Origin of the sequence: Bacillus sp. R86525, assembly GCF_042466195.1 — a bacterium.
Lineage (GTDB): Bacteria > Bacillota > Bacilli > Bacillales > Bacillaceae_G > Bacillus_A > Bacillus_A nitratireducens.
Genome location: NZ_JAXHPX010000007.1, coordinates 2,276,353 through 2,302,252, shown reverse-complemented (window position 1 = coordinate 2,302,252; position 25,900 = coordinate 2,276,353). Strand labels below are relative to the sequence as shown.

General features: G+C 35.2%; 24 protein-coding genes. 9 read left to right on the top strand and 15 right to left on the bottom strand.

The features are described from left to right. Positions 1 to 282 precede the first annotated feature (282 nt). Together SJY24_RS14400 and SJY24_RS14395 are read left to right on the top strand one after the other, a co-directional pair. A complete protein-coding gene (locus tag SJY24_RS14400) occupies positions 283 to 876 on the top strand; it encodes an AAA family ATPase (RefSeq protein ID WP_377865103.1) in 594 nt (197 codons plus the stop codon). Positions 877 to 1,021: 145 nt separating this feature from the next. Beyond that, on the top strand, positions 1,022 to 2,152 hold the full coding sequence (locus tag SJY24_RS14395; RefSeq protein WP_377865102.1) for an LPXTG cell wall anchor domain-containing protein: 1,131 nt from the start codon (positions 1,022 to 1,024) through the stop codon (positions 2,150 to 2,152). A 72-nt stretch (positions 2,153 to 2,224) separates the two neighbouring features. Here SJY24_RS14395 and SJY24_RS14390 read toward each other — a convergent pair whose 3' ends face one another. Together SJY24_RS14390 and SJY24_RS14385 are read right to left on the bottom strand one after the other, a co-directional pair. After that, positions 2,225 to 2,896, bottom strand: coding sequence for an ABC transporter ATP-binding protein (locus SJY24_RS14390; protein WP_377865101.1), 672 nt, complete (start codon positions 2,894 to 2,896; stop codon positions 2,225 to 2,227). Beyond that, a complete protein-coding gene (locus tag SJY24_RS14385; protein WP_377865100.1) occupies positions 2,896 to 3,960 on the bottom strand; it encodes an ABC transporter permease in 1,065 nt (354 codons plus the stop codon). The genes SJY24_RS14390 and SJY24_RS14385 overlap by 1 nt, the downstream gene beginning before the upstream one ends. Before the next feature lie 184 nt (positions 3,961 to 4,144). Between SJY24_RS14385 and SJY24_RS14380 the strand changes: the two genes are divergently transcribed. Continuing rightward, entirely contained in the window at positions 4,145 to 4,768 is a 624-nt protein-coding gene (locus SJY24_RS14380) for an ArsR/SmtB family transcription factor (RefSeq protein WP_377865099.1), read from the top strand. 216 nt (positions 4,769 to 4,984) lie between these two features. Continuing rightward, the gene (locus SJY24_RS14375) at positions 4,985 to 6,244 is read left to right on the top strand and encodes an MFS transporter (RefSeq protein WP_377865098.1); all 1,260 of its coding nucleotides are present in this window, start codon (positions 4,985 to 4,987) and stop codon (positions 6,242 to 6,244) included. A 515-nt stretch (positions 6,245 to 6,759) separates the two neighbouring features. Here the strand turns inward: SJY24_RS14375 and SJY24_RS14370 are convergent. The 6 genes from SJY24_RS14370 to SJY24_RS14345 all read right to left on the bottom strand — a co-directional run bounded on the left by SJY24_RS14370 (position 6,760) and on the right by SJY24_RS14345 (position 12,303). Continuing rightward, a complete protein-coding gene (locus tag SJY24_RS14370) occupies positions 6,760 to 7,260 on the bottom strand; it encodes a GNAT family N-acetyltransferase (protein WP_377865097.1) in 501 nt (166 codons plus the stop codon). A gap of 531 nt (positions 7,261 to 7,791) precedes the next feature. Next, on the bottom strand, positions 7,792 to 9,168 hold the full coding sequence (locus SJY24_RS14365) for a sensor histidine kinase (RefSeq protein ID WP_377865096.1): 1,377 nt from the start codon (positions 9,166 to 9,168) through the stop codon (positions 7,792 to 7,794). Position 9,169: 1 nt separating this feature from the next. Further along, on the bottom strand, positions 9,170 to 9,847 hold the full coding sequence (locus SJY24_RS14360) for a response regulator transcription factor (protein ID WP_000781976.1): 678 nt from the start codon (positions 9,845 to 9,847) through the stop codon (positions 9,170 to 9,172). 180 nt (positions 9,848 to 10,027) lie between these two features. Continuing rightward, positions 10,028 to 10,867, bottom strand: a complete 840-nt coding sequence (locus tag SJY24_RS14355; protein ID WP_000747487.1) for a YitT family protein — start codon at positions 10,865 to 10,867, stop codon at positions 10,028 to 10,030. A gap of 350 nt (positions 10,868 to 11,217) precedes the next feature. Then, the gene (locus tag SJY24_RS14350) at positions 11,218 to 11,487 is read right to left on the bottom strand and encodes a 2TM domain-containing protein (RefSeq protein WP_000438998.1); all 270 of its coding nucleotides are present in this window, start codon (positions 11,485 to 11,487) and stop codon (positions 11,218 to 11,220) included. 174 nt (positions 11,488 to 11,661) lie between these two features. Further along, positions 11,662 to 12,303, bottom strand: coding sequence for a hypothetical protein (locus SJY24_RS14345; RefSeq protein WP_377865095.1), 642 nt, complete (start codon positions 12,301 to 12,303; stop codon positions 11,662 to 11,664). 289 nt (positions 12,304 to 12,592) lie between these two features. Here SJY24_RS14345 and SJY24_RS14340 point away from each other — a divergent pair, with 289 nt between their 5' ends. Together SJY24_RS14340 and SJY24_RS14335 are read left to right on the top strand one after the other, a co-directional pair. After that, positions 12,593 to 13,624: a S66 family peptidase gene (locus SJY24_RS14340; protein WP_377865094.1), complete on the top strand. Its 1,032-nt coding sequence runs from the start codon at positions 12,593 to 12,595 to the stop codon at positions 13,622 to 13,624. Between the two features lie 212 nt (positions 13,625 to 13,836). Beyond that, complete coding sequence (locus tag SJY24_RS14335; RefSeq protein ID WP_377865093.1) at positions 13,837 to 14,232, top strand: DUF3224 domain-containing protein; 396 nt, start codon at positions 13,837 to 13,839, stop codon at positions 14,230 to 14,232. 230 nt (positions 14,233 to 14,462) lie between these two features. Here the strand turns inward: SJY24_RS14335 and SJY24_RS14330 are convergent, their stop codons facing one another. From SJY24_RS14330 to SJY24_RS14300, 7 genes are all read right to left on the bottom strand, one after another. After that, complete coding sequence (locus SJY24_RS14330; RefSeq protein ID WP_377865092.1) at positions 14,463 to 14,840, bottom strand: hotdog family protein; 378 nt, start codon at positions 14,838 to 14,840, stop codon at positions 14,463 to 14,465. A gap of 114 nt (positions 14,841 to 14,954) precedes the next feature. After that, positions 14,955 to 16,202, bottom strand: a complete 1,248-nt coding sequence (locus tag SJY24_RS14325; RefSeq protein WP_377865091.1) for a DUF1015 domain-containing protein — start codon at positions 16,200 to 16,202, stop codon at positions 14,955 to 14,957. A 15-nt stretch (positions 16,203 to 16,217) separates the two neighbouring features. Next, complete coding sequence (locus SJY24_RS14320) at positions 16,218 to 17,390, bottom strand: 3-phosphoglycerate dehydrogenase family protein (protein WP_377865090.1); 1,173 nt, start codon at positions 17,388 to 17,390, stop codon at positions 16,218 to 16,220. 12 nt (positions 17,391 to 17,402) lie between these two features. Continuing rightward, positions 17,403 to 18,485: a 3-phosphoserine/phosphohydroxythreonine transaminase gene (gene serC, locus SJY24_RS14315; RefSeq protein ID WP_377865089.1), complete on the bottom strand. Its 1,083-nt coding sequence runs from the start codon at positions 18,483 to 18,485 to the stop codon at positions 17,403 to 17,405. 210 nt (positions 18,486 to 18,695) lie between these two features. Then, positions 18,696 to 18,887, bottom strand: coding sequence for a DUF378 domain-containing protein (locus SJY24_RS14310; RefSeq protein WP_000670802.1), 192 nt, complete (start codon positions 18,885 to 18,887; stop codon positions 18,696 to 18,698). 88 nt (positions 18,888 to 18,975) lie between these two features. Next, positions 18,976 to 20,043 (bottom strand): glycoside hydrolase family 113, encoded by a 1,068-nt coding sequence (locus tag SJY24_RS14305; RefSeq protein ID WP_377865088.1) that lies wholly within the window; start codon positions 20,041 to 20,043, stop codon positions 18,976 to 18,978. Positions 20,044 to 20,404: 361 nt separating this feature from the next. Next, positions 20,405 to 21,283, bottom strand: coding sequence for a CPBP family glutamic-type intramembrane protease (locus SJY24_RS14300; protein WP_377865087.1), 879 nt, complete (start codon positions 21,281 to 21,283; stop codon positions 20,405 to 20,407). Positions 21,284 to 21,643: 360 nt separating this feature from the next. Here SJY24_RS14300 and SJY24_RS14295 point away from each other — a divergent pair, with 360 nt between their 5' ends. The 3 genes from SJY24_RS14295 (at position 21,644) to SJY24_RS14285 (ending at position 25,651) form a co-directional block, all read left to right on the top strand. Continuing rightward, on the top strand, positions 21,644 to 22,969 hold the full coding sequence (locus SJY24_RS14295; RefSeq protein ID WP_377865086.1) for an erythromycin esterase family protein: 1,326 nt from the start codon (positions 21,644 to 21,646) through the stop codon (positions 22,967 to 22,969). Positions 22,970 to 23,170: 201 nt separating this feature from the next. Then, a complete protein-coding gene (locus SJY24_RS14290; protein WP_097882630.1) occupies positions 23,171 to 23,749 on the top strand; it encodes a sensor domain-containing protein in 579 nt (192 codons plus the stop codon). Positions 23,750 to 23,863: 114 nt separating this feature from the next. After that, positions 23,864 to 25,651: a response regulator gene (locus SJY24_RS14285; RefSeq protein ID WP_377865085.1), complete on the top strand. Its 1,788-nt coding sequence runs from the start codon at positions 23,864 to 23,866 to the stop codon at positions 25,649 to 25,651. Positions 25,652 to 25,900 lie beyond the last annotated feature (249 nt).

The window sequence follows — 25,900 nt, the reverse complement described above, 5'->3', positions numbered from 1 at the left end:
TATTATTAACAGCTATTTTTAATATTTGTTCTAAACCTCCTTTTCACCAGGAACATTTCCATAATATATTTCAATAACGATAGCATTGCCGCCCCCTTTCTAAACAGAATATTTTTTAGTTCATTTGAGTTAGGACAACATCACACTTTTCACATTAGGGAATTATTGGATAAATAAGTTTTTTGGTGAAATTTTCAGCCCATTACTACTCAGCCACTTTGTATATTCTCCGGCAGGAAAATTGTCGATTCACATTGAATATTCCAAATTATAACAATACATATGGAGGCCAATATGAAACGATTAGTCATTATTACAGTAGGAAAAACGCACAGCGGAAAAACTACATTCGCTAAAGCACTAGAAAAAGAGTTACCCCACTCTTTCGTTATGGATCAAGATAACCAAGCAGAATTTATTAATACGCATTATGAAAAATTACAGCCTACTGAAGGCCCTAATACATTTAAGCACGGTCTTTCGAAATTCATTATTGATTATGCAAAAGAACATACAAATTTACACCTTATCATTTGCAACTCAAATAGAAGCCGAAACGGCCGGATGTATTTGCTGAATGAGCTGTTTAAGGAAGAGGAATATGTACGCATACTCGTTCGTTTTGACATTCCAGATGATATTCTTTATGAAAGAGTAGCTCGTAATAAGCGAAGTACAAATATATTTAGAGGTAACTATTCCAGTTTCAAAGAAGTACTCGTTCGGCAACAGGCTGAATCTCAACATGAAGATGTAGTAGATCCTGTAGAAGATGAGGCTGATTATTTGTTTGTTATTCGCGATAGTAAAGATGTAAAATCTACTATAGAAGAAATTGTTCATCTTGCTGAAGATTTGTCCCCTATCCCAAAATAAGAGACTATAAGAATCACATAATCATAGATTATTATGCAAATACTTCCTCTAAGCGCCGAACATGGTATATAATGATAAAATAATCTACTTCTATATGCTCAATTTTACACAATAGAGTTCACTCATAGGAAAGAGGTACAAAAATATGAAAACAAAACAAACAATCGCTGCTTCTACACTAGCTTTAGCAATGATTGCGGGATCTACCCCTACTCATGCAGAAGTAAATGAAGCTACTCCCCAGCAAAGTACGGGAGATCGCTTAGCTGAAATTAAGCAACATAGACAAGAGTTAGATGCGAAATTACAGCAGCACAAAGAAAATGTGGATCAAACATTAAATGAACTTAACCAAGTTAAGGAAAATGTTGATACAAAGGTTAATGAACTACATGAACGTAAACAAGTTGCAGATGAAAAAATTGGCGAGATTAAACAACATAAACAAGAGTTAGATGCAAAACTTCAGCAAGACAAACAAATTGCCGAGGATAAAATCGCGGAAATTAAAGAGCATAAAAAACAAGTAGATGATAAAGTTGCTGAAATTAAAGAACATAAGCAAAATATCGATAATAAGGTTACTGAGATTAAAGAACATAAACAAACTGTAGATGAAAAAGTGAATGAAATTAAGCAACATAAAGAGAACATCGATCAGAAGGTTAATGAACTTAAGGAAGTAAAAAAACAGGTAGATGAAAAATTAGCTGAGTTAAAGAAAGCGAAACAAACTGCTGAGGACAAACTTGCTGAGCTAAAAGAAAATAAGCCGAATACTGGGAACACGTTAGAGGAGCTTAAGAAAATTAAAGGCAATTTAGATAGTCTTTCCGCTAACTTAGAACTAGCTAAACAAGATGTAAAAAACAAACTTGCTGAATTACAAGAAGCTAGACAAGATTTACTAAATAAAATAAACGAAATGAAACAAGCGAAACAAACTGTTTCAGATGATTTAACAAAGAAAAAACAAGACTTAGATATTAAAATAAACGATTTTAAACATACTGAGAAAAAAATTGATGACAAATTAGCTGAGTTACATACAACAAAGCAAAATGTAGATAACAAAATTAATGAAGTATCACAGCCTAAACAATCGACAGTGAATAATAACACTACAACTACTACTGTTCCAGCGAAAAACAATGCTAAAGAACTTCCTAACGCTGGTAGTGAGCAATCAAATAATATGGCTTTAGGTATGTTATCTATTCTAGGTGGAATTTTATTAGTAACACGCAATAAAATTAAAACGTTATTCTCAAAATAAAGCCATTATATCTATTTTAAAATAATCATACAAAGGCCAACTGCACATATATGTACGGTTGGCCTTTTTTCTTTATATTAACTGTCCATCTCTAAGTGTCAATATACGATCACATACATCAAGCATTCTTTCATCATGCGTAATCATAATAGCTGCTTTTTGGCTCTCTTTCACTTCACGTTTCATCATTTCAACAACTTCACGTGCGCGTTTTGAGTCTAAGCTTGCAGTTGGTTCATCAGCTAATATTAAATCTGGGTTGTTCATGAACGCACGAGCGATTGCTACCCTTTGTTTTTCCCCGCCAGATAGTTGATTTGGATAATGTTTTTTTCTTTCGCCTAATCCAAATGCCGCTAATAAATGATCCGCACGCTTTTCTGATTCTTGTTTGTTTTCTTTTTTAAGCTTTGCAATGTAAAGCAATTGTTCTTTTACATTTAAATATGGAACAAGATTTGCGAATTGGAAAATGAAGCCGATTTTTTTCAAACGAATGTCTGTCATTTCCTTTTCTGATAACTGCGTAATATTTTGTTCACGAATGTAAATATCCCCTTTTGACGGTGATAGTAAAGCACCCGCGATTGATAATAACGTACTTTTCCCTGATCCAGAAGGACCGACGATCCCGATAAATTCTCCAGCTTTCACATCAAGCGACATCGGATGAAGGGCTGTTACTTCCGTATTCCCTTCTCCGTACACTTTACTTACTTTGTCTAATTTTAATAATGAAGTCATTACATCCCGCCTCCAATTGCTTCTAATGCATCAACTTTTAATACTTGGTATAACGAAATAAGTGTTCCTAAAATACTAATGACGATAAAGATTGCTGCATATTGTGCAATCATCGGTGTTGTTAATAAGAATGGCATACCCGCTGGTAAAATCTGTTCTAATCCTTGTACAAGAACAATACTGATTACCATCGCAACGACTGATAAGAATAACGCCTGCACGACTAAGCTATTTGCTAAATAAGAATTTTTCGTTCCAATTGCTTTTAGTACACCTAATTGCTGTGTTTTTTGCAGTGTAATGACGTAGAAGAATACACCGATTAGTAACGCAGCGATAACAAGTAAGAATGCAATGATCATCGTTAATGTCCCTTGCTCTTCTTTAAATCCTGGAATACTTTGTAATACTTCTTTTTTGTCGATAACATGTGCATTTTTAATTTCTTTATCTGTATTCAGCGCAATTGCACTATAATCTTTTTGGTTTGGTTGTGAAATAGCGCCCCATACGTCTTCATTTACATAAACGACTGGTGTATGGCTAAACATTTGATCTTTCGTAAATCCAACAATTTTAAATTCTTTCTTTGAAACAGGGTCGATAATTGTATCTCCAATATCGATTCCTTTTTCTTTAATTGATTCATCAGCAACCATTTCGTTGTTTGCTGTACCTAATTTCTCGCCTTCTACAATTTTCGGTTCTAAAAATGAATCACGTTCACTTGAGAAAATAGCGACATCAACTTTTTTCGAACTATCTTTCTTTTCATACGTTGAAACTTTCACACGAAACGGAACGGCCTCTTTTTCACCTACTTGATTTACTACGTTATCTACATCGTCTTTCTGAATTTGTGAACGAAGTAATTTATTTTCCGCATCATCCGCTAGTACAAACTTATTTGCCTCCATATTTTGAATCGATGAAGCATTATCATATGATAGTCCATTTGCTAATCCTGAAATGACAAGGACTAAAAATGATAATAACACCATAATAAGTCCGATTAATCCGTATCTTAATTTTGATTGTTTTAATTCACGCAGAGCTAAAAACATTTTGCTCGCTCCTTCCTATTACTTTCTATGCACTTATCATAAAAAAGAAATATGAACGGAGTATGAACGGAAGATTACAGAAGAAAGATTAAATTTTCAGAAAGTATTGAAAATAATTGAAATCCTTGATACAATTCAGTCAAATAATCTTGACCGAGTAATTTTATTTGAGGAGTTGATCATTTTGAAGCCCATGTTAACACTAACTACTTATAGCCAACTAAAAGCAATAAGCGATCCACTACGTGCCAAAATGATGATGCGTCTATGCGAACGTCCTTATACAGGACAACTGCTATCTGAGAAATTCGGCATTTCAAGGGCAAAAATTCATTATCATTTAAAAGAATTAGAGAAGAATGGCCTTATAGAAATCGTATATACAGAAGAAAAGAATGGCATCATTCAAAAGTTTTATCAATCTGTCGCTAAAGGCTTTACCCCTGCTGCAGAACTATTACCTCATGTAGAAATATTAAGCGAATCAGGTCGCCAAATCTTTTTACAAATGACGGAAATGACGAAAAGCCATATTCTCGCTGCGCCAGAAGAAGCTTTTACATTACGAAAAGTAAGTGAAGACCCTGCTGAGTGGAATTACGTTTCATCCTGCTGGGAGTTTGATGCCACGCCAGAACAATTTCAAGTGTGGGTGAAAAAGTTTTATGAAGTGATGGCTGAATTAAACGAGATCACAAAAGATGCGGATAAAGATCCAAATAGTAAATCTTATTACATTTCTACTACTGCACTGCAAATCGATGAGCGAGCAATGCAGCGATTTGTTAAAAAAGAAGAAAAATCGTGATACGATTTTTTTTACACCAACGGTCAATTTTATTTTACCGAATAAATTTATCCCGCATTAACGGGCAGTAAGACTCCCACCTCAAAATTCAGCTGGAGCAAAGAAGTTAGGTGGGAGATTAACTGCCCGTAAACGCCCGATTGGTTCAACTAATAATCAGTGGGGATGAACCTCCCACTGATTAAAGTTTCACTTTATTATAAAGGAGTAGATAAAATGGACTTATTAAAGAACCGGAATTTCCTCTTATTATTTTTAGGGAGAATTTTTACAAACATAGGAGATAGCTTGTATTATGTAGCAGCGATGTGGCTCGTATATGAACTTAGTGGTAATCCTTTTTATTCTGGATTGGCTGGTTTCCTTACATTATTACCTTCTGCACTTCAATTTCTTACTGGTCCATTCGTTGATAGATGGTCGATTAAAAACACCCTCGTCATCACACAAGTTTTGCAATGCATTCTTATTTTGATTATTCCTATTACACACTACTTCGACCTACTAACAGTCCAACTACTACTCATCATCATGCCCATCGTAGCCTTTATCGAACAATTCGCCTATCCCGCACAATCAAAAGCTTTACCACTTCTACTGAATAAAACACAATTATTAAAAGGAAATTCACTCTTTTCATTTGCGTATCAAGGCATTGATTTAATTTGCACGACTCTTTCTGGAATATTAGTCGCTCTACTTGGCGCAATCACTTTATATGTAATCGACTCCTTCACATTCGCGATTACTGCCCTTTTGTTCTTTTCATTAAAAATGCCAAAACAAACCGAAACGGGCACATCACTGTCAACTAAGCAATATTTCTTTGATTTAAAAGAAGGTTTTTCAATCGTCTTCCGTTCATTAATGGGCGTATTCTTAATCGGTTCAGTCGTCGCTAATTTTTCAATCGGTATGACGATGGCGATACTCCCTTCTTTCGCTGATTCTTTAGGAGGCGTGAAATCATATGGCTTCTTCTTAGCTGCTATATCAGCAGGTAGTCTCATTGGTGCATTATTCAGTTCATGGGTTGGCAAACGTAATGTTGGCCGTGTCTCTATTATTGGCTTTGCGACTGGCGCTATCTTTTGGTTTCTCTCTACGATTGTACCGTTTCAATGGCTGTCTATTTTCTTATTCGGCCTAGCTTGGATTCCAATTGGTGCCACCAACATATTATTTGCGACAATTAGTCAAATTGTAATTCCAAATCAATACCTTGGACGCATCAATTCAGTCACACGGAGTATGGGCACAATCGCTATGCCGTTCGGTTCTTTAATTGGTGGATACACTGCAAATGTATTTAGTAGCCAACTCATTTTCGCGCTCGCTAGCATCGGGATTTTATTCATTTCTCTCGTATGGCTACTTCATCCGAAATTACATTCATTGCCGAAAGCTGATGAAATTACAGCGGATACTTTTGGAGTTCGTTTTAAGGAAGAGCGCGGGAAAGGTGCGGCTTTATAGCAGAAAGAAAATATTATCTAATCCGTAATGTGTAGTGATAATAAAATTATTTATTTTTTTATCTCAAACAAGCATAACCCCGTTCTAAATATAGGACGGGGTTAAAAATATAGTTATTTCATTTTGTATGTAAGATACTTCACTTCACTAAAAAATATATCAATAAAGTTGTTTAAAAATCTAAGTTTTATTCAACAATAGCGCCCTTTAATGGAATAACTAAAACGTTCAGTTTACGATTTGATGGCCATACCCTCTGCATCTTCCTTAATTGAATAATTTGGCCTGTATGATACGCATCATGAAGCATGATGTCCAGTAATTTACCCTCAAATGAATTTTGTTCAAGCTCTTTTTCGGAAAAGGTAAAGCCTGTATCGTTGATTACCAAGTAATCGTTGATACAGGCTTTTTTAATTTTTGTTGAACTAACGCATGCCATGCGTTAGTTCAATAAGATTTTATTAATCTCTGTCCTATATTCATCTTCATCAAATACGAATTGAGGTATTAAATTACATATCATAAGGTTCAAGCTTCAAAATAAATTCTTCAACATCCTTGCCTCTTGCGTTGGAAAAACCCTTATCTTCAGAGATGATTTTAAACCCGCATTTTTCCAATACCCTGATGGAGGCGAGGTTATCTTTAGCGGAACGAGCATAGAGTGGGCGTATCTTAATATACTCCAGAAACTCTGACAACGCTAAAGTTGCAATACCTTGACCCCAATATTCCTTCCCAATCCAGTAGCTTACTACGGGTTCGCTGAACTGTTCAAAGTTCGAGACGTGTCCAGTGACAATGCCATTGAATAATATAGTCTTAATTGTGATGGTCTCGTCAGCGATAATTTTTGTCCAATGGTCAAAAAATGAGTCCTTATCAGTGGGGTCTTTAGCTGTAAAGGCAGCCATATAGTTCGCCGTTGAATCTAGTTGTTGTTCGAAAAAGATAGGAAGATCTTCCTCTATGATATCTCGTAGCTTCACTTCGCTTTTGCTAATGGATTCCATATAATTGACAAGCTCCTTAACATATTTTTGAATATAAATTCTTCAAAGTTTAGAGAAATTCCTTCTTCAACTATGCCAGTTAGTTGAATTAAAAAGTTTATTTATTGGCCAATGGTATAAAGTCCAAGTTTTCATCCCTAAGATAGTACATTGTCCCATTATCTGTTTGTGCTTCTCTAATGGATACAACCTCATGCTATTTATCCTTTATTTTTTTGCTTAAGGGATATTGTCATTTAACTACTAACTCCTTTAAATACTTAAAGTCAAGGTCCTCGCACCAAGGCTACGTCCTCCACCATAAAATAATATACCTAATATCATAGATTATCTATTATGACTATGTATTTTAAATTTATCTGTTTAGATAAAAAAAGATAGTAGGGGCATTCACCCCGTACTATCTTTACTATTGATATTTATGTGTCTTTAAATATATAAGTGATGTACTTTTTTGATATTATGTGTGACATTGAATACACGTTACTACAATGATAATCATGATGTACATTCACATGTCTTCTTTTTCATTTATTTAGGAAGCTCCACCTGAACAGTCGTCCCTTCCCCTTTCGTACTATATACCGAAACGGTTCCTTGATGCAGTTCAACAATCTTCTGCACAATTGACAACCCTAAACCGCTACCTTCTACGTTTCTTGCCCTAGCTGTATCTACTTTGTAAAAACGATCAAATATACGGTCCATTTCTTCTCTTTCCATACCAATTCCGTTGTCTGATATAGAAATCATCACACTTGATTCTAATTCTTCTACAACAAATTCAACGGTTCCGCCATCATTTGAAAACTTAATGCTATTCGTAAAAATATTACTCCATACTTGATGAAGTAAGTTTTCATCACCGTTTATGATGATGTCCGGCACATCAAATTCGACAGCTATATCTTTTTCACGCCATTTCCATTCGAGCATAAAAATGACGTCTTTAATTTGCTTTTGTAAGTGAAACTCTTTCATTTGTAGAACTTTCTCTTCTTTATCTAATGAAGCGAGCGTAAGTAACTGTTTACATAAACTAGACATCCGCTTACTTTCGCCCTCAATAATTTTCAAGTAACGTTTTCTTTCCTCTTCACTCATATTCTCCGATTGTAATGTTTTCGAAAAACCTTGTATGGAAGAAAGCGGCGATTGAAATTCATGCGACACGTTAGAAACGAACTCTTGTCTCATTTGGTCTAATTCTTTAATGCTCTTTGTCATCTTTTGAAAATTAGTCGCTAGTGTACCAATTTCATCTTTTCGATTTTCATCTAATTCGATATCATATTCACCACTTGCAATCTTTTGAGTCGCTCTCGTAAATGTTCGAATTGGACGAACGATATAACCTGCTGCAATCGCTATAAAGATAATACTTAATAGTACGATAAACCCAAGTAATACCGCTAAGAAAATTCGCATCTCGCCAAATTGGTTCTGAATGTCAGGACGAATAAATAAAGCGTACTGTTTATCACCGTGTTGCACTGGTACGCCGACACTATTTATTAATTCATTATCGAAAAAACCTGTAATAAAGAGACGTGTTGGATACGTAGAAACACCATTAAACGTTTCGCCATTCAATACTTTATGAACGGTATCATCACTAATAGACGTCTTACGAAACGCATTACCGATACGTTTTCCATTCTTTTGATCATCGACAATATAAATTTCATACCCTAATTTCGCAATAGACTGTAAGTATGCCTCTTTATTTTCTTCACTTTGCTTTTCATATAATGATTTTACTTCCTCAGCATACATTAAAATCTTTTCACTATTGTACGGTTTTAACTTTACTTGATAATATACATTTGTTAATAAAAAGCCAATTACACTACTAAGTAGCATAATCCCCACCGTCATAAAAACAAATCTAGAATACAATGATTTCATCTTATTTCAACTCCAACTTATAACCGAGCCCGCGCACTGTCGTAATTTGAAAATCATCTGTTCGTTTTGAGAAACGATCTCTAAGACGTTTTACATGAACATCAACTGTTCGTTCGTCCCCTTCAAAATCCATTCCCCATACTAATTCAATTAATTCTTCTCTCGAGAATGTTCTTCCAGGATAACTAGCAAGTTGTGATAATAACTCAAATTCCTTCAGCGGTAGTAAAATCGTTTGACCGTTACACTTCACCTCAAACCCTTTTCGGTCAATTGTCGTTCCGTGGAGTTTAATAATATCAGCACTAAGCATTTGATAACGACGCAATAGTGCTTTCATGCGGAAAATTACTTCAGCTGGTTCAAATGGCTTTACAATATAATCGTCCGTGCCAGAAATGAATCCTTTTTCTTTATCAACTAACTGATCTTTCGCGGTCAATAAAATTACAGGTATATCATGATACTTCCTAATTTCCTCACATAACGTATAGCCATCAATAAACGGCATCATAATATCCACTATCGCAAGATGAATATTTTCTTTCTCTAATATGCCTTGAGCTACCTTTCCATCTTCAGCCTCAAAAACTTTAAACCCCTCTTTTTGTACATGGTAATGTAATAACTCTCTAATATGCTTGTCATCATCAGCTAATAAAATATGTATCATCTTCATTAAACCCTCTCTTGTTCATCCTTCTACATTCTTACATTAAGAAACAATTGGTTTTTTTGCAAGAAAAAGAAAAACGAACCAACATTTTAAGATAAATAAAAAGAATCTATTTTGAAAAAAGATTATTCAAAATAGATTCTTACGTTTTAGTATTAAGATTATTTTAATGAAAAATAAGTTCTAAGCCTTAGAAATATCAACAAATCCTTCTCCAAATACGTCACGAACATCGTGTATAGCGATGAACGCAGCTGGATCTGTAGTTTGAACAATCCGTTTTAGCTTCACTACTTCTTGCTTATTAATAACAATATACAGAATTTCTTTCGGAGTTTTCGTGTAATAGCCATGACCTGAGTACACGGTAACTCCTCTGCCCATTAAGGTAGTCACCTTCCCGGCAATTTCATTCGGGTTATCAGAAATAATCGTAATGGCCTTCTTCGGATTTAAACCTTCAATTACAAATTCCATCACTTTCGTTGCTACATATAGCATAATAATTGTTATCATCAGTTTTTCCGCACCAATGATGAAATAAGATGAAAACGCAACAATTAAATCGAAGAACAGTAAACCATAGCTAATGCTCCATCCTAAATATTTATGCGTCATCCTTGCTAAGATGGTAGTACCTGCTGTTGTTCCGCCAACGCGAATAATAAGACCAATCCCGCACCCAATAAATATTCCTCCGAAAATGGCATTTACGAGCATTTCATCCGAAGCAATTGTCCATCCTTCTGTTAAATGAAGAAATAGCGAGTTCGTAACTACAGCGATAATCGTATAAATTGTTGTAATCTTATTCAAAAATTTATAACCAGCTATTAACAAAATCGCATTTAAAATTAAGTTAACTAAGCCTGGTGACCATTCAAATAAATAATACGTAATAATCGTGATACCAGTTACTCCACCCTCACCAAACTCGTTCGGGATAACAAACAAATTGACACCTAACGCAAAAAGAAATGCACCGATAATAATAAAAATAATGTCTGTCGTTCTTTTTTTCATACAGTACCTCACTTCTTATGTAAATATTTATTCTGTCATAAACTCTCACCATTATATCGTGGAATATTCAAATCGAACAGTGGTTTATTTTTATTTTAATATAGGGTAATAAATCAACTTCATCTTAGATCCACATGTAATTAAAAAAGTAAAACAACTGTATTTATTATGTACTACAAATAAAGTTTTGATTTCACACGCAATTGACGCTTAAAAATGAATATGAATACTCACTCGCACAAACTTCGAATACAAAACAAATAGGCGAAGCTATAGAATAGGCTTCGCATCAAGCGTGTGTTCATAAAGATTTATATGAAATTTTATATTCATGCATTCCAGAAATAAAATTACTTATCTTTCTCCATATATTCTTTAATCTTTCGTTCTTCCCACTCTTTTCCGAATATCCCAAATGGAAAAGTTGTCAATCCGTGTATAACAATACCAATCCCCCAACCTGCAAGTGGATATAAAAACCATAATTTACTTGAATCAGAGCTTATATTTATAATAAAAAGCATTAAGTTCACTAGAATATAGACCGTTAAATGAATATAAAACGCTTGTAAATTCTCTACCCTTTTTTTAGCCCGTAAATAAACCTCATCTCGCTCCACCCTTAAACACCTCTTTCCATATTGTTTTTTTCACCTTCGCTCCAGTATTAACATCATATTCTAATCGGAAATCCATTATTCTCAAAAAAACATAAAACAAAAAAGTACCCATCGAATTGTCATACATATGATCATTCGATGGGTACTGCATGATACATTTTTACAGAAGTCTAATTAAGACCAAATCCAAACATCATCATTATTTTCAACGTCGCTCTTTACCTCATGAACTTTTTCAATGTTGTCCGTTGTGTTCCAGTTAATAGAACTTCCGCCCCAACCTACATACTTCATATCAATTTTCACTTTCTCACCTGTATGAAATACTTGTCCCTTCGTTAAGAAAACATCAATAATATCTTTTTTCCCGTTTAGCGATGGATACTCAACTACGACATATTTAGTAGAACTATCTCCTTCATCTTCCATCGTTCCTACTTTTGATACTTCCCCAATTACATAATCAGGAGAACCGTCTTCTTTCATGTGCATGCCTAATTTATTTGAAGTATTTTCAACTGTACTTGCAATCATATATTCCGTAAAATTACGCATCATAGATCCAGTAGCTTTAACCTCATCCCCTACTTTCACATTTGAAAGGGAATCTATATACACACTAACAGGTTCCTCATATTGCTTAGATTTTACAACAATTACACCGTTATCTACTTCTACTACTCGCCCTTCTAACATCGAGAAATTTGATTCAATAGAAGCTGCACTCGCTTTTGACAGTTCTAACCCTGGTAAATTCGTTCCTGATAATGCTGCGATACCTAAAGCACCAGCTAAAATTAATTTTTTCATACCCATATGTAACATCTCCATTCATGATGATTGTATTTTTGATTGGATACGACCAACCTGTAACTATTATAGTTACAGGTTGTAGAAAATAGCAACCATCTTTCTTATGCAATGTTGCATACTATAATTTTTAAATTTAAATCGATTATTCCTATATTCAACACGAATGCTAAATTCTTGAATCACAGCAGGTAAACGGATTGATGATGAAGAAAATAATGTGATGCATCATATTTTTTCAAAGCTACAGTTTGTATAGTCGTAGTCCATTACATTATGTAGGAGCGGAGTTAACATGTTAATAAAACCAAACAGATTACAGCCAGGTGATATCGTGGCAACAGTAAGCCCTTCATGGGGAGGCGCAGGCGATTCTGAGATAAGATGGCGTTATGAACAAGGGGTAAAGAGATTAGAAGAAGTTTTCGGTCTTACGGTTATCCCACTGCCAAATAGTTTAAAAGGTAGCGAATTCATTTATAACAATCCACAGGCTCGTGCGGAAGATTTAATGACAGCTTTTAAGGATACGCGCGTGAAAGCAATTATTGCGAATATTGGCGGTGAAGATAGCATCCGCTTACTTCCTTATATAGATTTTAATGTGATACGTGAAAACCCGAAAATTTTTATGGGGTACTCTGACGTTACCGTTTCACACTTGTTTTGTCATAAAGCAGGAATTTCCTCTTTTTATGGTCCAGCAATTTTAACTGATTTTGCCGAAAATGTAGAGATGGATCCATATACAATTGAAATGGTAAATCGGACTCTCTTTTCAAATGAAGTTATTGGCGAAATTCAACCAGCTCATGAATGGACGAGCGAGCGTTTAGAATGGATAGAGGTAAATAAGGATAAAAGGCGTACAATGCAGCAAAACAATGGATATGAGCTACTTCAAGGCTCTACTACTGTACAAGGGCGTTTAATTGGTGGTTGTATAGAAGTACTGGAATTTGCAAAAGGAACGGAACTTTGGCCTGAGAAAAAACATTGGGAGAATAGTATCCTTTTCTTTGAAACCTCTGAAGATCATCCAGAACCAAGTTATATAAAGTATTGGTTACGAAATTATGCAGCGCAAGGTATTCTGCAAAAAGCAAAAGGCATCATTTTTGGTAAACCAAAAGACGAAACATATTATGAAGAATATAAACACGAAATACTGCAAGTAATGAAGGAGCATAATTTAGAAGATTTGCCGATTCTTTATAATTTAAATTTTGGCCATACCGAGCCGAAGTTTATTTTACCTTACGGTGCGATGGCAGAAATTGATTGTGAAAATGGGTCTTTCTCTATTTTAGAGAGTGGCGTGGAGTAAAAGAAAACTTTAAATAAGTATAGCCATAAGTTTTATAATTATGTTTTCCTGATCCTACAGAAAAAATAGCGTGTTTTTTCATTTTAGGGAGTATTTTATTTTGTTAGCTTGATAGCGATATGGTAGGACCCCAATAAATAAAAACACTCCTATGAGATATGACAGTGAATTGATACTTTTTAAAAGTATATAATTGGAGGGAGATTACGTGTATGGAAGTAACATTTACAGTAAGTAAATGGGATGAAAAACTAATCGATGATACTAGAAAATATTTCCCTATTAATATCGCCCATGTTGAATATGATATTGATGGTGAATTAAAAGGAAAAGCTTTTGTTGAATACTTATTATATTATTTAGACTCAAATATAAATGATGGTCACTTGGCTACTGCTAAAATTTCTGGATTTTTACACTTTGAAGGAATTTATAAGGGGCAACAAGGGACATTTACAGCTATAGAGCAAGGAATATTTGATAAAGGAAATCTAGATTCTCCAGGAACAATTATTAAAGCTACCGGTAACTTAGAAAATCTGAGAGGGTCCTATAATTATCAGTTTACAGGTCAAACTAGTAAACTAATTTTAGAGTTTGAATTTTAGCAAAATATCCTATAATTTAGTGGAAAGGACATTTCTTGTAATACTAGGAATGTCCTTTTTGTTGACGAGCTTATTCAACTATTCTTCTAATAGTTAAGAAAAGAACAGAGTATATTACATAACGTCTTATTATCAGTATTCAACGATGCATAAAATTTTCGTTAGGGGGGAATTAAAAATCTAAGCCTGAGAGGCATGGGCCCCCACTTATTCATTACTTTTCCTACTAACTAAAGAATAATCCCCGAAAAACTCCCCTTCATTACTTTTTTTTCAAGTTGATTCCTACATGTAAATAGCGCAATAATTTTTGTTCGATTTTTTTCATCGGGCTCAAATTGTTCAATGGTTACGTCACAACGAATCGTATCACCACTATAAACAGGGCGTAAAAATTCAAAATCCATCTTGCGCGCTAATACGTTATAATCACCGCCCACTTTCGTAGGCAGTGTTGATGTTAAAAGTCCTTGTACAACAAATCGTCCTTGCTCATCTGGTGTAACATGATGGATACCCTCATCCTTAGATACTTCTGTAAATAAAACAACATCTTTTTTTGTAAAAGTTCGTTCAAAGGTGATTTTTTCGCCTACTTGCAATTTCATTCATTCCCCTCCTTAAAAACAGTTCCTAATTAACTAAACTGATGTTTCTTTTTTATATAAGAAAAACCGAAATTAAAAATCATCTCGGTTTTTCAAAACTATAGAAGTCTATATTTATTTTAGCGAATGAACAAACAACCCACTGCGCAGTTTCGGTTCAAACCACGTTGATTTTGGTGGCATCACTTCTCCAGCATCTGCGATTGCTAATAAAGCTTCCATTGATGTCGGATATAATGAGAACGCTGCTTTATAATCACCACTTTTCACAAGACGTTCTAGTTCTTCTAACCCGCGGATTCCTCCGACAAAATCAATGCGTGAATCGGAACGCGGATCATGTATTGCAAGTACTTGGCTTAATAAATGATCTTGTAAAATAGATACATCTAAACCTTTCACGAGATCATTCGCGTCAAATGTTTCCTCTTTCACTGTGAGCCTATACCATTTCTCGTTTACATACATCCCAAATGTTTTTGGCTCATTTGGTTTATATGGAGATATCCCTGCTTCTTCTACATAAAAGTATTGTGCAATTTGCTTTAAAAACTGTTCTTCTGATAAGCCATTTAAATCTTTCACAACTCGGTTATAGTCCCAAATGGATAATTCATCATGAGGGAATAAAACAGATAAGAAGAAATTAAATTCCTCTTCTCCTGTGTAATTCGGATATTGTTCTCTTCGCATTAGCCCTACTTTTGCAGCTGATGCAGAACGGTGATGTCCATCTGCAATGTAAAGATTAGGAATGTCTTCAAATGCGTTTACTAAAGTCGTAATTACTTCTTCATCTGTAATCTTCCACGCAACATGCTTCACACCATCTTCTGCTGTAAATGTATAGATTGGCGTATGTTCTTCTTTCCAGCTTGCAATTAAACGTTTCACTTCTTCTTTTGTACGATACGTTAAAAAGATAGGACCCGTATTTGCATCGCACACATCTACGTGGCGAATGCGATCTAGTTCTTTTTCATGACGCGTTCTTTCATGTTTTTTAATTGTATCATCTTCATACTCGTCAATCGATGTACAAACGACAAGGCCTGATTGTGTTCTTCCTTGCATCGTCAGTTCATAAATGTATAATGCTGGCTCTTCGTCTTGAATGAATACTTCTTCTCGTATAAATCGATTTAAATTTTCACCCGCTTTTTCATATACACGATCATCGTACGGTGAAAGTGCCGGGTCTAAATCAATTTCTGCTTTATCAACGTGTAAGAAAGAATACGGATTCCCTTTTACAACCTCTCTTGCTTCTTCACTATTTAATACGTCATACGGTAAAGCTGCAACTTCCGCTGTTTTTTCTCCTACTGGACGAATGGCCCGAAACGGTCGGATTTTTGCCAAGTTTTCCTCACTCCTTTACACAATCATTCGAACGGCTACAACACCTGTAATTTTGCTTATATTTTCTACAATATTCTCTTTAATTATATCATCAATTCCGTTATCAATATCAATCATTGTGTATGCCCAAGAATGTTTACTACGATTAATCATATCGGCAATATTAATATGATGTTCTGCTAAACATCCTGTAATTTGTCCTACCATGTTCGGAACGTTTTGATGCATAATTGTAATACGTTTCTTTCCGATATACGGCAGCTCTACGTTTGGATAGTTTACTGAATTACGAATATTTCCTGTCTCTAAATATTCACGTAATTGACGAGCTGCCATTACTGCACAATTCTCTTCAGACTCAGACGTAGATGCACCAAGGTGAGGCGTCGCTGTTACATTTTTCATCTTTATAACATTTTCATTCGGGAAATCTGTTACGTAATGTGTAATAATATCTTCTTCTAACGCTTTTTGAAGAGCATTTTCATCTACAAGTTCTCCTCTTGAGAAATTGAATAGACGCATTCCTTTTTTCATCGTCTCTATAGCGTGTTCACCAACAATCCCCTTCGTTTGATTCGTAAGTGGAATATGCAGTGTAATATAATCACAAGTTGCAAAAATTTCATCTAAGCTAAACGCTCTTTGTACTTGCGTAGAAAGACGCCATGCTGTTTCAACAGATATATACGGATCGTATCCGACAACGTCCATCCCTAAAGCTAACGCATCGTTCGCAACTAAAGCACCGATTGCGCCAAGACCGATAACACCTAAACGTTTCCCTGCAATTTCTGATCCAACGAATTGCTTCTTCCCAGCTTCAACAAGCTGTGGTACTTCTTCTCCATCCAACTCTTTCGTCCAGCTCACTCCGTTTATAATATTACGGGAAGACATAATAAGACTTGCGATAATAAGTTCCTTCACTGCATTCGCATTAGCCCCTGGCGTATTAAATACTACAATCCCTTTTTCCGTACAACGCTCAACAGGAATATTATTTACACCGGCACCAGCTCTTGCAATTGCCTTTAAATCTTCTGAAAACGCTTCTTGATGTAAAGAATAGCTGCGAAGTAAAATACCATCTGGATGACCTATTTTGTCTCCAATTTCATAGTGATTTCCATCAAAAATTTGCAAACCCTTTTCCGCAATTTGATTTAACGTCTGAACACGAAACATATCCCCATCTCCCTATCTATTTTCAAGCTCAAATTCCTTCATATAAGCTACTAATTGCCCAACACCTTCCACTGGCATCGCATTGTAAATACTTGCACGCATACCACCTACTGAGCGATGTCCCTTTAGCGTAACGAAACCGTGTTCTTTCGCTTTTTGTAAAAACTGTTTGTTAAGCTCTTCTGACGGTGTTGTAAACGGAATATTCATAAGTGATCGATACGTAGAATCAACTGGTGAAGTAAACAATTTAGATTCATCTAAAAAATTGTAAAGAAGTGAAGATTTCATTCTATTTTGTTCTTCAATCGCAGATACTCCGCCTTGTTCTTTCAACCACTCTAGTACAAGTTTCGCTACATAGATGCTAAAAGATGGCGGTGTATTATATAAGGAGTTATTTTTACTATAAGTTTCATAGTTTAACATTGTAGGACAAGCACTATTTGCACGGCCAATTAAATCTCTTTTTATAATTACAATCGTTAAGCCCGCTGGCCCTAAATTCTTTTGCGCACCTGCATATATGAGGCCAAACTTCGTAACATCATATTGTTCTGATAAAATATTTGAGGACATATCCGCAACGAGCGGCACTCTTTCTAAATGTGGAATGTCCACATATTTTGTTCCCTCAATTGTATTGTTCGTTGTAATATGTACATAATCTAGTTCATCATCATTTGGTAAATCATCCATTTTAGGAATCATAGTAAACTTCTCTTTTGCAGAAGAAGCAATCACTCGTACTTCCCCTACTTTTTCGGCTTCTTGCAGCGCCTTTTTAGACCATGATCCTGTCAGCACGTACCCAGCTTTTTTATACGTACTCATTAAATTTAACGGTATCATAGAAAATTGTAATGACGCACCACCTTGTAAAAACAAAACTTCATACTCATCAGGAATGTTCATTAATTCACGAAGTAAGCTACTGGCTTCACCAATAATACTTTGGAAATAAGAAGATCTATGGCTCATTTCCATAACAGACATGCCTGTCCCGTTATAATTCACAAGCTCCTTTTGCACTTTCTCTAAAACTGGCAAAGGGAGTATAGATGGTCCTGCTGAAAAATTATACACTCTCTCCATCACCCAGATAACCTCCCTATTTCTCTTTTTTATTATTATTTAAACTTTCTGAATTATAACCCATATACAATATACGGTCAATTTGTTTTCCATTATTATGGCGTAAGACGCAATGGAATCGCTTGCATGTGCACCCTATTTTTTATAAACATACAAAAAAGTGTTAAGTACATAATCGTACTTAACACTCCAATAATAGAAGAATAATAGCTAATTGTTCGTAAAGAACCGATCGAAAATTTGATAAATAGCAGAAAGACCAAAGAGCCAATAAATAGTGTCCACAAGCGCCGGCATAGAACCAAACCATTTCTCAACTACATTGTAATCTAACGCCACAAACAACCAATTCAAACCGCCAAGAATCACCAATATTACTGTAAGGTAAGACAAAAATTTCATTATGATTGCCCCCTAGGTGATAAGATGGTGAAAGGCCTTTCACTAAAATATATGTAATAGATTCTAAAACTTACCTATTTTATAAAAATTATTTTCGATACCATCCATTAATAACTGCCTCTGCTTCTTTACTATGTATTTGATACGAATGATTACTATCATTAGAGCCAATAAACCATATTGAAAACCCTTTAAAATACGGCTTCGGTTCTAATACATCACGGTAAGCACGCCACCCGTTAAGTTGTACATCTTTTGAAAACACATTCGTAACATCTGGGTTCCACGGATTTTGCAGTCCAAGTTCACGTGCCGGAACGTTAAATCCACCAAAATACACTGGTTTTCCTGTTGTTTTATGTAATTTCTCAAGTTGCTGCACGACATTTTGGCCACGATTGTATACTGTCGTCGCAAATAAACTTTGTTTTACTTCTTCGTATGATGGATTTCTTTCGCCTGAAACTTCAAACCAACTATCAATACTTACGATGTCCACCTTTTTTAAATACGGACGATTTATTTTTGTCAGAAACTTCGCTTCATAAGATGGATCCCAACTTGCAGTTAACCACCAGTTCATTTGATACAGAACATTTCCTTTATACTGTTTACGAACAAAATCAATTGTATCGCTCCAGTATCCTTCTGCATATTCCATATTCACGAAATTAGAAGCAATCTTGAGTCCATACACATTGTATTTATTAGTAATGGAATCAAAAATATCTTGTAAAACAACCGTTTTCCAATTCCAGAAGAAATCGTTAATATTACTCGGGTTCCATTCCGTCTCTCCAATATTTCCTTGCTGAATAAACGGGAACGGTTCCAATACAACTTGAATATTACGCTTTAATAATTCTTGAATTAAAATAATAGCTTGTTGCTTTTGCGCCTGATTAATTACCATATTAGCCGAATTCACATTCGGAATATCAACTTGAATCGGTACATTCACCGTATTTAAATTCAAACGTTCTACATCAGCTAACACTTTCGCTACATTTCCTACTTCCCATACCGTTACGTTTCCTGATTTTATTTTTCCAGATTGAACAGTATTTACATCAGCCTGTACATTTCCCTGGAAACAAAAAGAAAACAACATGATACACACTCCTAAAAAACTTATTAAACTCTTATTTTTTTTCACAACTTTCCCCCATAATTTTTGACTTTCTTGATTATTTTATACAACATTTCACATATATTCCAGAAAAAATTAAATACATTTCCATTAATAAAAGTGTTATCCATATAATCCCCCTAAAAATAGTAAGGTAAATAAAAAAGGAGCGTATTTCCGCTCCTTTTTTATCTTTTCACAATTGAAGTTATTGAATTTTCTCTGATAATCTAATCACATCTATTTTTTCATATAAAAAAATTTTTATCTATATTCGCTTTTTTTATTAATTTCACATTTACTTCATTTGTATTACTTTCATGTCTTTGAACATTCATAATTGCGCCTCGTCATATTTCACTAATTGAATTTACAACACATCCGTATGCTATTTCGTGAAATTTACTATTCGAGACGTAATTATTGCAGTAATTAAGATAATAATAGCGGTTATCAATCCAGATTCTCCAATCCAAATCTCAGTTTGATATCCTGTACTTGCACGTGTGAAAGGTCCTTGAATAATGGCATTCCAAGTAGCATGGATGATAACCGAAGGCCAAATGCTACCTGTGATAAGTCGTAAATAAGCTGTAATATAACCGAATGGCACAATACAAAGATAGATACCAAGTACTGAAAGAACGACAGATGGTCCCGCTACATATAGGCCAGCAATAACAATTGGAACATGCCACGTTGCCCAAATCAATCCACTAATAAGGATGGGCCGTGAAAACTCTGCATCGACTAGCCTTGTGAGCATATAACCTCGCCACCCCATTTCTTCTCCCAAAGCTGGGATTAAGCCAAGCAAACTTCCGAAAATGCCGCTCAATACTACTAGATAAATGAAACTGAATGGTGCCGTTACATACTGAAGTCCAAGCATATTGTAGATTGGTTCTAACATACCACCTTCGGGATGCTGAAACCCCGCAATTCCGCTCAACCAGGCGATAGAATAAGTAATTCCGCAAATAATCATAGGGATTAGCAGAGCAAAACCAATACCCTTCCATATCTTTAAGTTACCGAGACTAAAAGATACATCTTTAAACCCTTCTTTCAGTATTATGCGAGTCAAAATAGAAGATAATGCTGGGGTAAACATATATACCACAATAAGCGGCATACTTTTCGTAATTATTACTACTACATTTAGGATAATAGAAGTAATGATTAAGATACTCAGAAAGAGTTGAAGTCCTATTTTAGCACGTTGGATTTTACCTTTATTGTGAAACGATTTTGCGTGTAATATCATTGTAATCCGCCCTTCCCCTTTTCATTCACTTGTTTATCGAATTTACTTCTTGTCATTTCTACAGACACAACTTAGAATAAAAATATTTTGGCATACAGATTCATTCATCTTTAACATCCCTCCCCAATTCATAATCTAGTTTTACTTGCGACTCATCCATGTAATTATTATTTATAAGTTGTCATAACCGATAGTGCAAAAATGTAATGATTAACCTATGACCTGTGTCAATTAACCTTATGACAATATGTAACTAGAAAATATGATATGGAATAAATAACAATTGAATTAAGGCAATTGATTCGTGCAAGTACATGAATCAATCTTGCTTTTACAAATAATTCAATTGAGGTGGAAAAAATGAATAAGAAAAGAATAATTGCAATGGTTAGTACAGCTTTATTAGTCACAGGATGTGTAGAAATAGGAAAGGCTCAAACAGTAGCAGTCGAAAATTCAGGTCAATCAATCCAAAAAAATATAGTTAAATCAATACAATCACAGGCTTACCCATTAAAAACGATAGAGCCGTCAAAATCATTTGAGGATTTAAAACCACTTAAGAAAATGATTGGGAGCGCACAATATGTAGGATTAGGAGAGAATACTCATGGAAGCTCTGAAATTTTCACTATGAAGTTTCGCCTTGTGAAATATTTGGTTACTGAGATGGGTTTTACAAATTTCACAATGGAAGAAGATTGGGGAAACGGCTTAAAACTAAATGAATATATCCAAACAGGAAAAGGAAACCCTAGGGAATTTTTAAACTTGTTATATCCTACTGATGAAATTATAGCCATGGTTGAGTGGATGAAAGATTATAATGCTGATCCATCCAATAAAAAAAAGATCCAATTTATCGGGCTCGACTTCAAGGAGTTGGACCAAGGTTGCTTTAATAAAGTAATTGATTATGTAAGGCTGCATCGACCAGATTTGCTGGCAGAAGTAGAAGAAAATTATAAAGAATTGTCGGCTTTTAATGGAGGTTTACAGGAATATATGGACCTTGCTCCTGAAATAAAGGAAAAGTTCAAAGTAAACGCTGAGAGAGTAGCCCAATTACTAAAAGATGAGAATGGGCAAGCCAAAACAGAATTAGTTTCACCCGAGTACATCTGGGCGAAAGCAACGGCAAGTGTAATAGAGAAATATACCACAATGCTAATTCCTAACGACTATCCAAGTGTGTTAAAGCTTCATGAGCAATACTTGGCCGATCATGCAATGTGGGCACAAGAGACATTGGGTGGTAAAACGATGGTATGGGGACACAATATTCATATAGCTAAAGGAATTATCGATGAGAAATTATACCCTTATGTTGCGGGGCAGTATTTGAAGGAACGTTTAGACAATAATTATGTCACAATTGGCAGTACAACTACGGAGGGGAATTTCACCTTATACAACGACACCCAAGATAAGATTATAACGGATCCGATTCCACAAAATGTAAATAGTTTCAATTATACCCTCGGAAAAGTACCATATAAAATGTTTTTATTGGATAACCGTCACCTTAAAGGACCAGCAGAGAAATGGGTTAAAGGAAAAAGACCATTACTAAGTATAGGGGCACGACTCTTACCGAACGAATCGGCATACTTTGATAAGTCATTGCTTGAGCAATTTGATATTATTTTTCATATTCGAAAAACAAGTCCATCTCATATTCAATAAAAGTACAAAACAATCCCTTCTTGCATCTGCAAGAACGGGATTGTTTTATGGTGATTCATATAAGCATCTTTTTTAACCAGAAGTAGGTTACTCTCCCCTTTTTAGCATCATTTAGAAATGTCATATGACACTTTTACACTAGTGAGAATGACAAAAAAAGCAGTACAATTCGGTTATTACATAGATAGGAGCGAGAACTTTATGAAATCAAGATTCATCCAGAATGGTTATTTTTTATTGCTAACTTTCGTTACAGGATTGTTTTATTTTTGTTTTTATCTAATAGCTCTGCTATTCAGCTTCACCCTTTCATTTACGGTAATTGGGATTCCACTAGTTATACGCGTGCTACAGACTACTACACCTTTTATCCAATTCGAGCGCATACAGACGAAAATTTATACAGATATTTCAACAGACTCTTATGATAGAAGTATAACAATAGATACATCGAACTGGACTCAGGTGAAATTAGTGCTGACTGATCGTCGCACTTGGTCTGCTGTCTTTTGGTTAATGCAGAAATTAGTGATTGGCATTTTCAGTCTCATTGGTGCAATCATTTTTTATGTAATGCCACTTATGTTGCTGTTGGCACCCCTACTGTATCGCTACATTGAAATGAATATTATATTCATACAGATAGATACGTTTGCCAAGTCACTCTTTGTAATGTTTATGGGTATAGTATTTACCGCCATAAGTATTAGAATAGTAGATGGTTTGACAAAGAAAATTGGGGGCTATACACGTAGCATGATTCGGCAACTAAATCGATAGAAGTTTGCCTTCTGTGAGAGAATTGCAGTGTAAAATTAAAAAGTACAACAATGTATGAAGGATTAATTTATAATATAGGAAGTAAAAAGGTAGGCTATTTAGGGGGTAAATAACTTGTTAGATATGGTTAAGTATTGGTTTTGGTACGATTGGATTATGTTAGGAGTCCGTATACTTGTTAGTGTCTCTATCGCCATAACCACATTAGATTTTCAGGATAGTTTAACATTGCCACTTTGGATTATTATTCTTTGGGAAATTATTGCCTTCTCTGTTCCATGGGTAGCCTTACTATTCAATTATAAATATTATTTGTTCACAGAAATACTGCTATATGGTGGACTGTGTATATATTTAACTTCTTTATTTCCGGGAGCTAACGTTACATTTCTTATATCGGCTTTTCTGATTGCTGCGAATAGTCAGCATTTGTCCTATTATTGGACAGCTCCAATAACAGTTTTTATAACAACTGGAATTTTCTATGCGGTTGCGCCAAGTAATAGCTATTGGATTATGGTTACCTACTATGGACTTGCTTATGTAATGGGCTTCGCTTTCCATTTATTAATCGTCAATCATAAGCAAAATGAAGCGATTCGTAAACAAAACGCGGTACTTGAGCAATATATGTCTCAGATTGAACGCATTACACTGGCAGAAGAACGGAACAGACTGTCGAGTGAGCTTCATGATACAGTTGGTCACGCTTATACTTCTATTATTATGGGGATGGAAACGTTGCGTACCGAACTTGCTACTGAAATGGGTATACAGAGGCTAGATTCTCTGCTTGAAATGGGACGTAAAAGCATCGAGGACGTGAGAGGTTACCTACATCAAATGGATTCTCCGTGTCAATCGTCTTCCTTAATTCAATCTCTACAAAATCTTGGAGCCGAATTTCAGGAGCACGCTCAGGTAAATGTAAGTTTTAGGACATTCGGAGAAGAATATCAACTGTCTCGGCAAGCGAAGATCGCATTCATTCGTTGCTTACAAGAGTCTCTAACGAATGCAGTACGTCATGGTCAGGGGACTGAAATTATAGTTTCATTGCAGTTTGAACAACAATATACGAGGTTAGAAGTTCAAGATAACGGAAAAGGAAATGTAGAATGGCAGGAAGGCTTCGGTATGAATGCGATGAAAGAACGGGCAATAAACTTGCAAGGTCAATTGTCTGTATATACAAAGCCAGAGGAAGGAATGCTTGTTACTTGTACCATACCGCGACAAACTGAAATAAAAGATGGACTTATTCGTTTGTTAATTGTAGACGATCAGCCATTTGTTCGGGAAAGTTTGAGGACACTACTCGATAGATATGAAGATTTAAATGTAGTCGGTTTGGCTGAGGATGGCAATCAAGCCATCGATTTGTGCGGGCGCCTTCAACCACATGTTATACTTATGGATTTAGATATGCAGCACATGGATGGAATCGAAGCAACCAAAAAGATTAAGCAACAATGGCCACATATCCGCGTATTGATTTTTACAACGTTTCAAGATACCGAACAGGCATTGGAATCACTTCGCAACGGTGCGGATGGTTTTTTACTTAAATCTATTGAAACGTTGGAGCTAGCTAATACGATCCGACTTATTCACAAAGGTGGGACACTAATTGATCAGGGAATGTCTCACAAAATATTTGAGAAGTTTGATGAGCAAAAAGAGACACCACAATCAAAAGCAACCGCTTATGAGCTAACAGCTAGGGAGATAGAAATATTGCAGCTAGTAGCAAAAGGACTTCGATACACTACCATAGCATCAAGGTTATATTTATCGAATGGTACGGTCAGAAATTATGCTTCCACAGCTTATACAAAGCTAGGAGTTCGTAACAAGGAAGAAGCTATCCTCAAGGCTCTAGAAATTGGAATTATTGAATAACAAAATGTTTTGCGGTGTATAAAAATGAGTAACAAAGAAACAGAACAAACGCTTTGTGTGGTTTCTTTTGTAACAGAGTAAATAAGGCCCGTTATTGTATAAGTAAATGTTAAAACACTTACTGTTTTGTAATAATAAAATCATAGAATCTTATCCTCTAAGCTACAATAGCCTACTATCCACTTAACTGATAGTAGGCTATTAAAATTATTTAAGAACTGGGTTATGCTCTAATTTATAAGCTTTCAT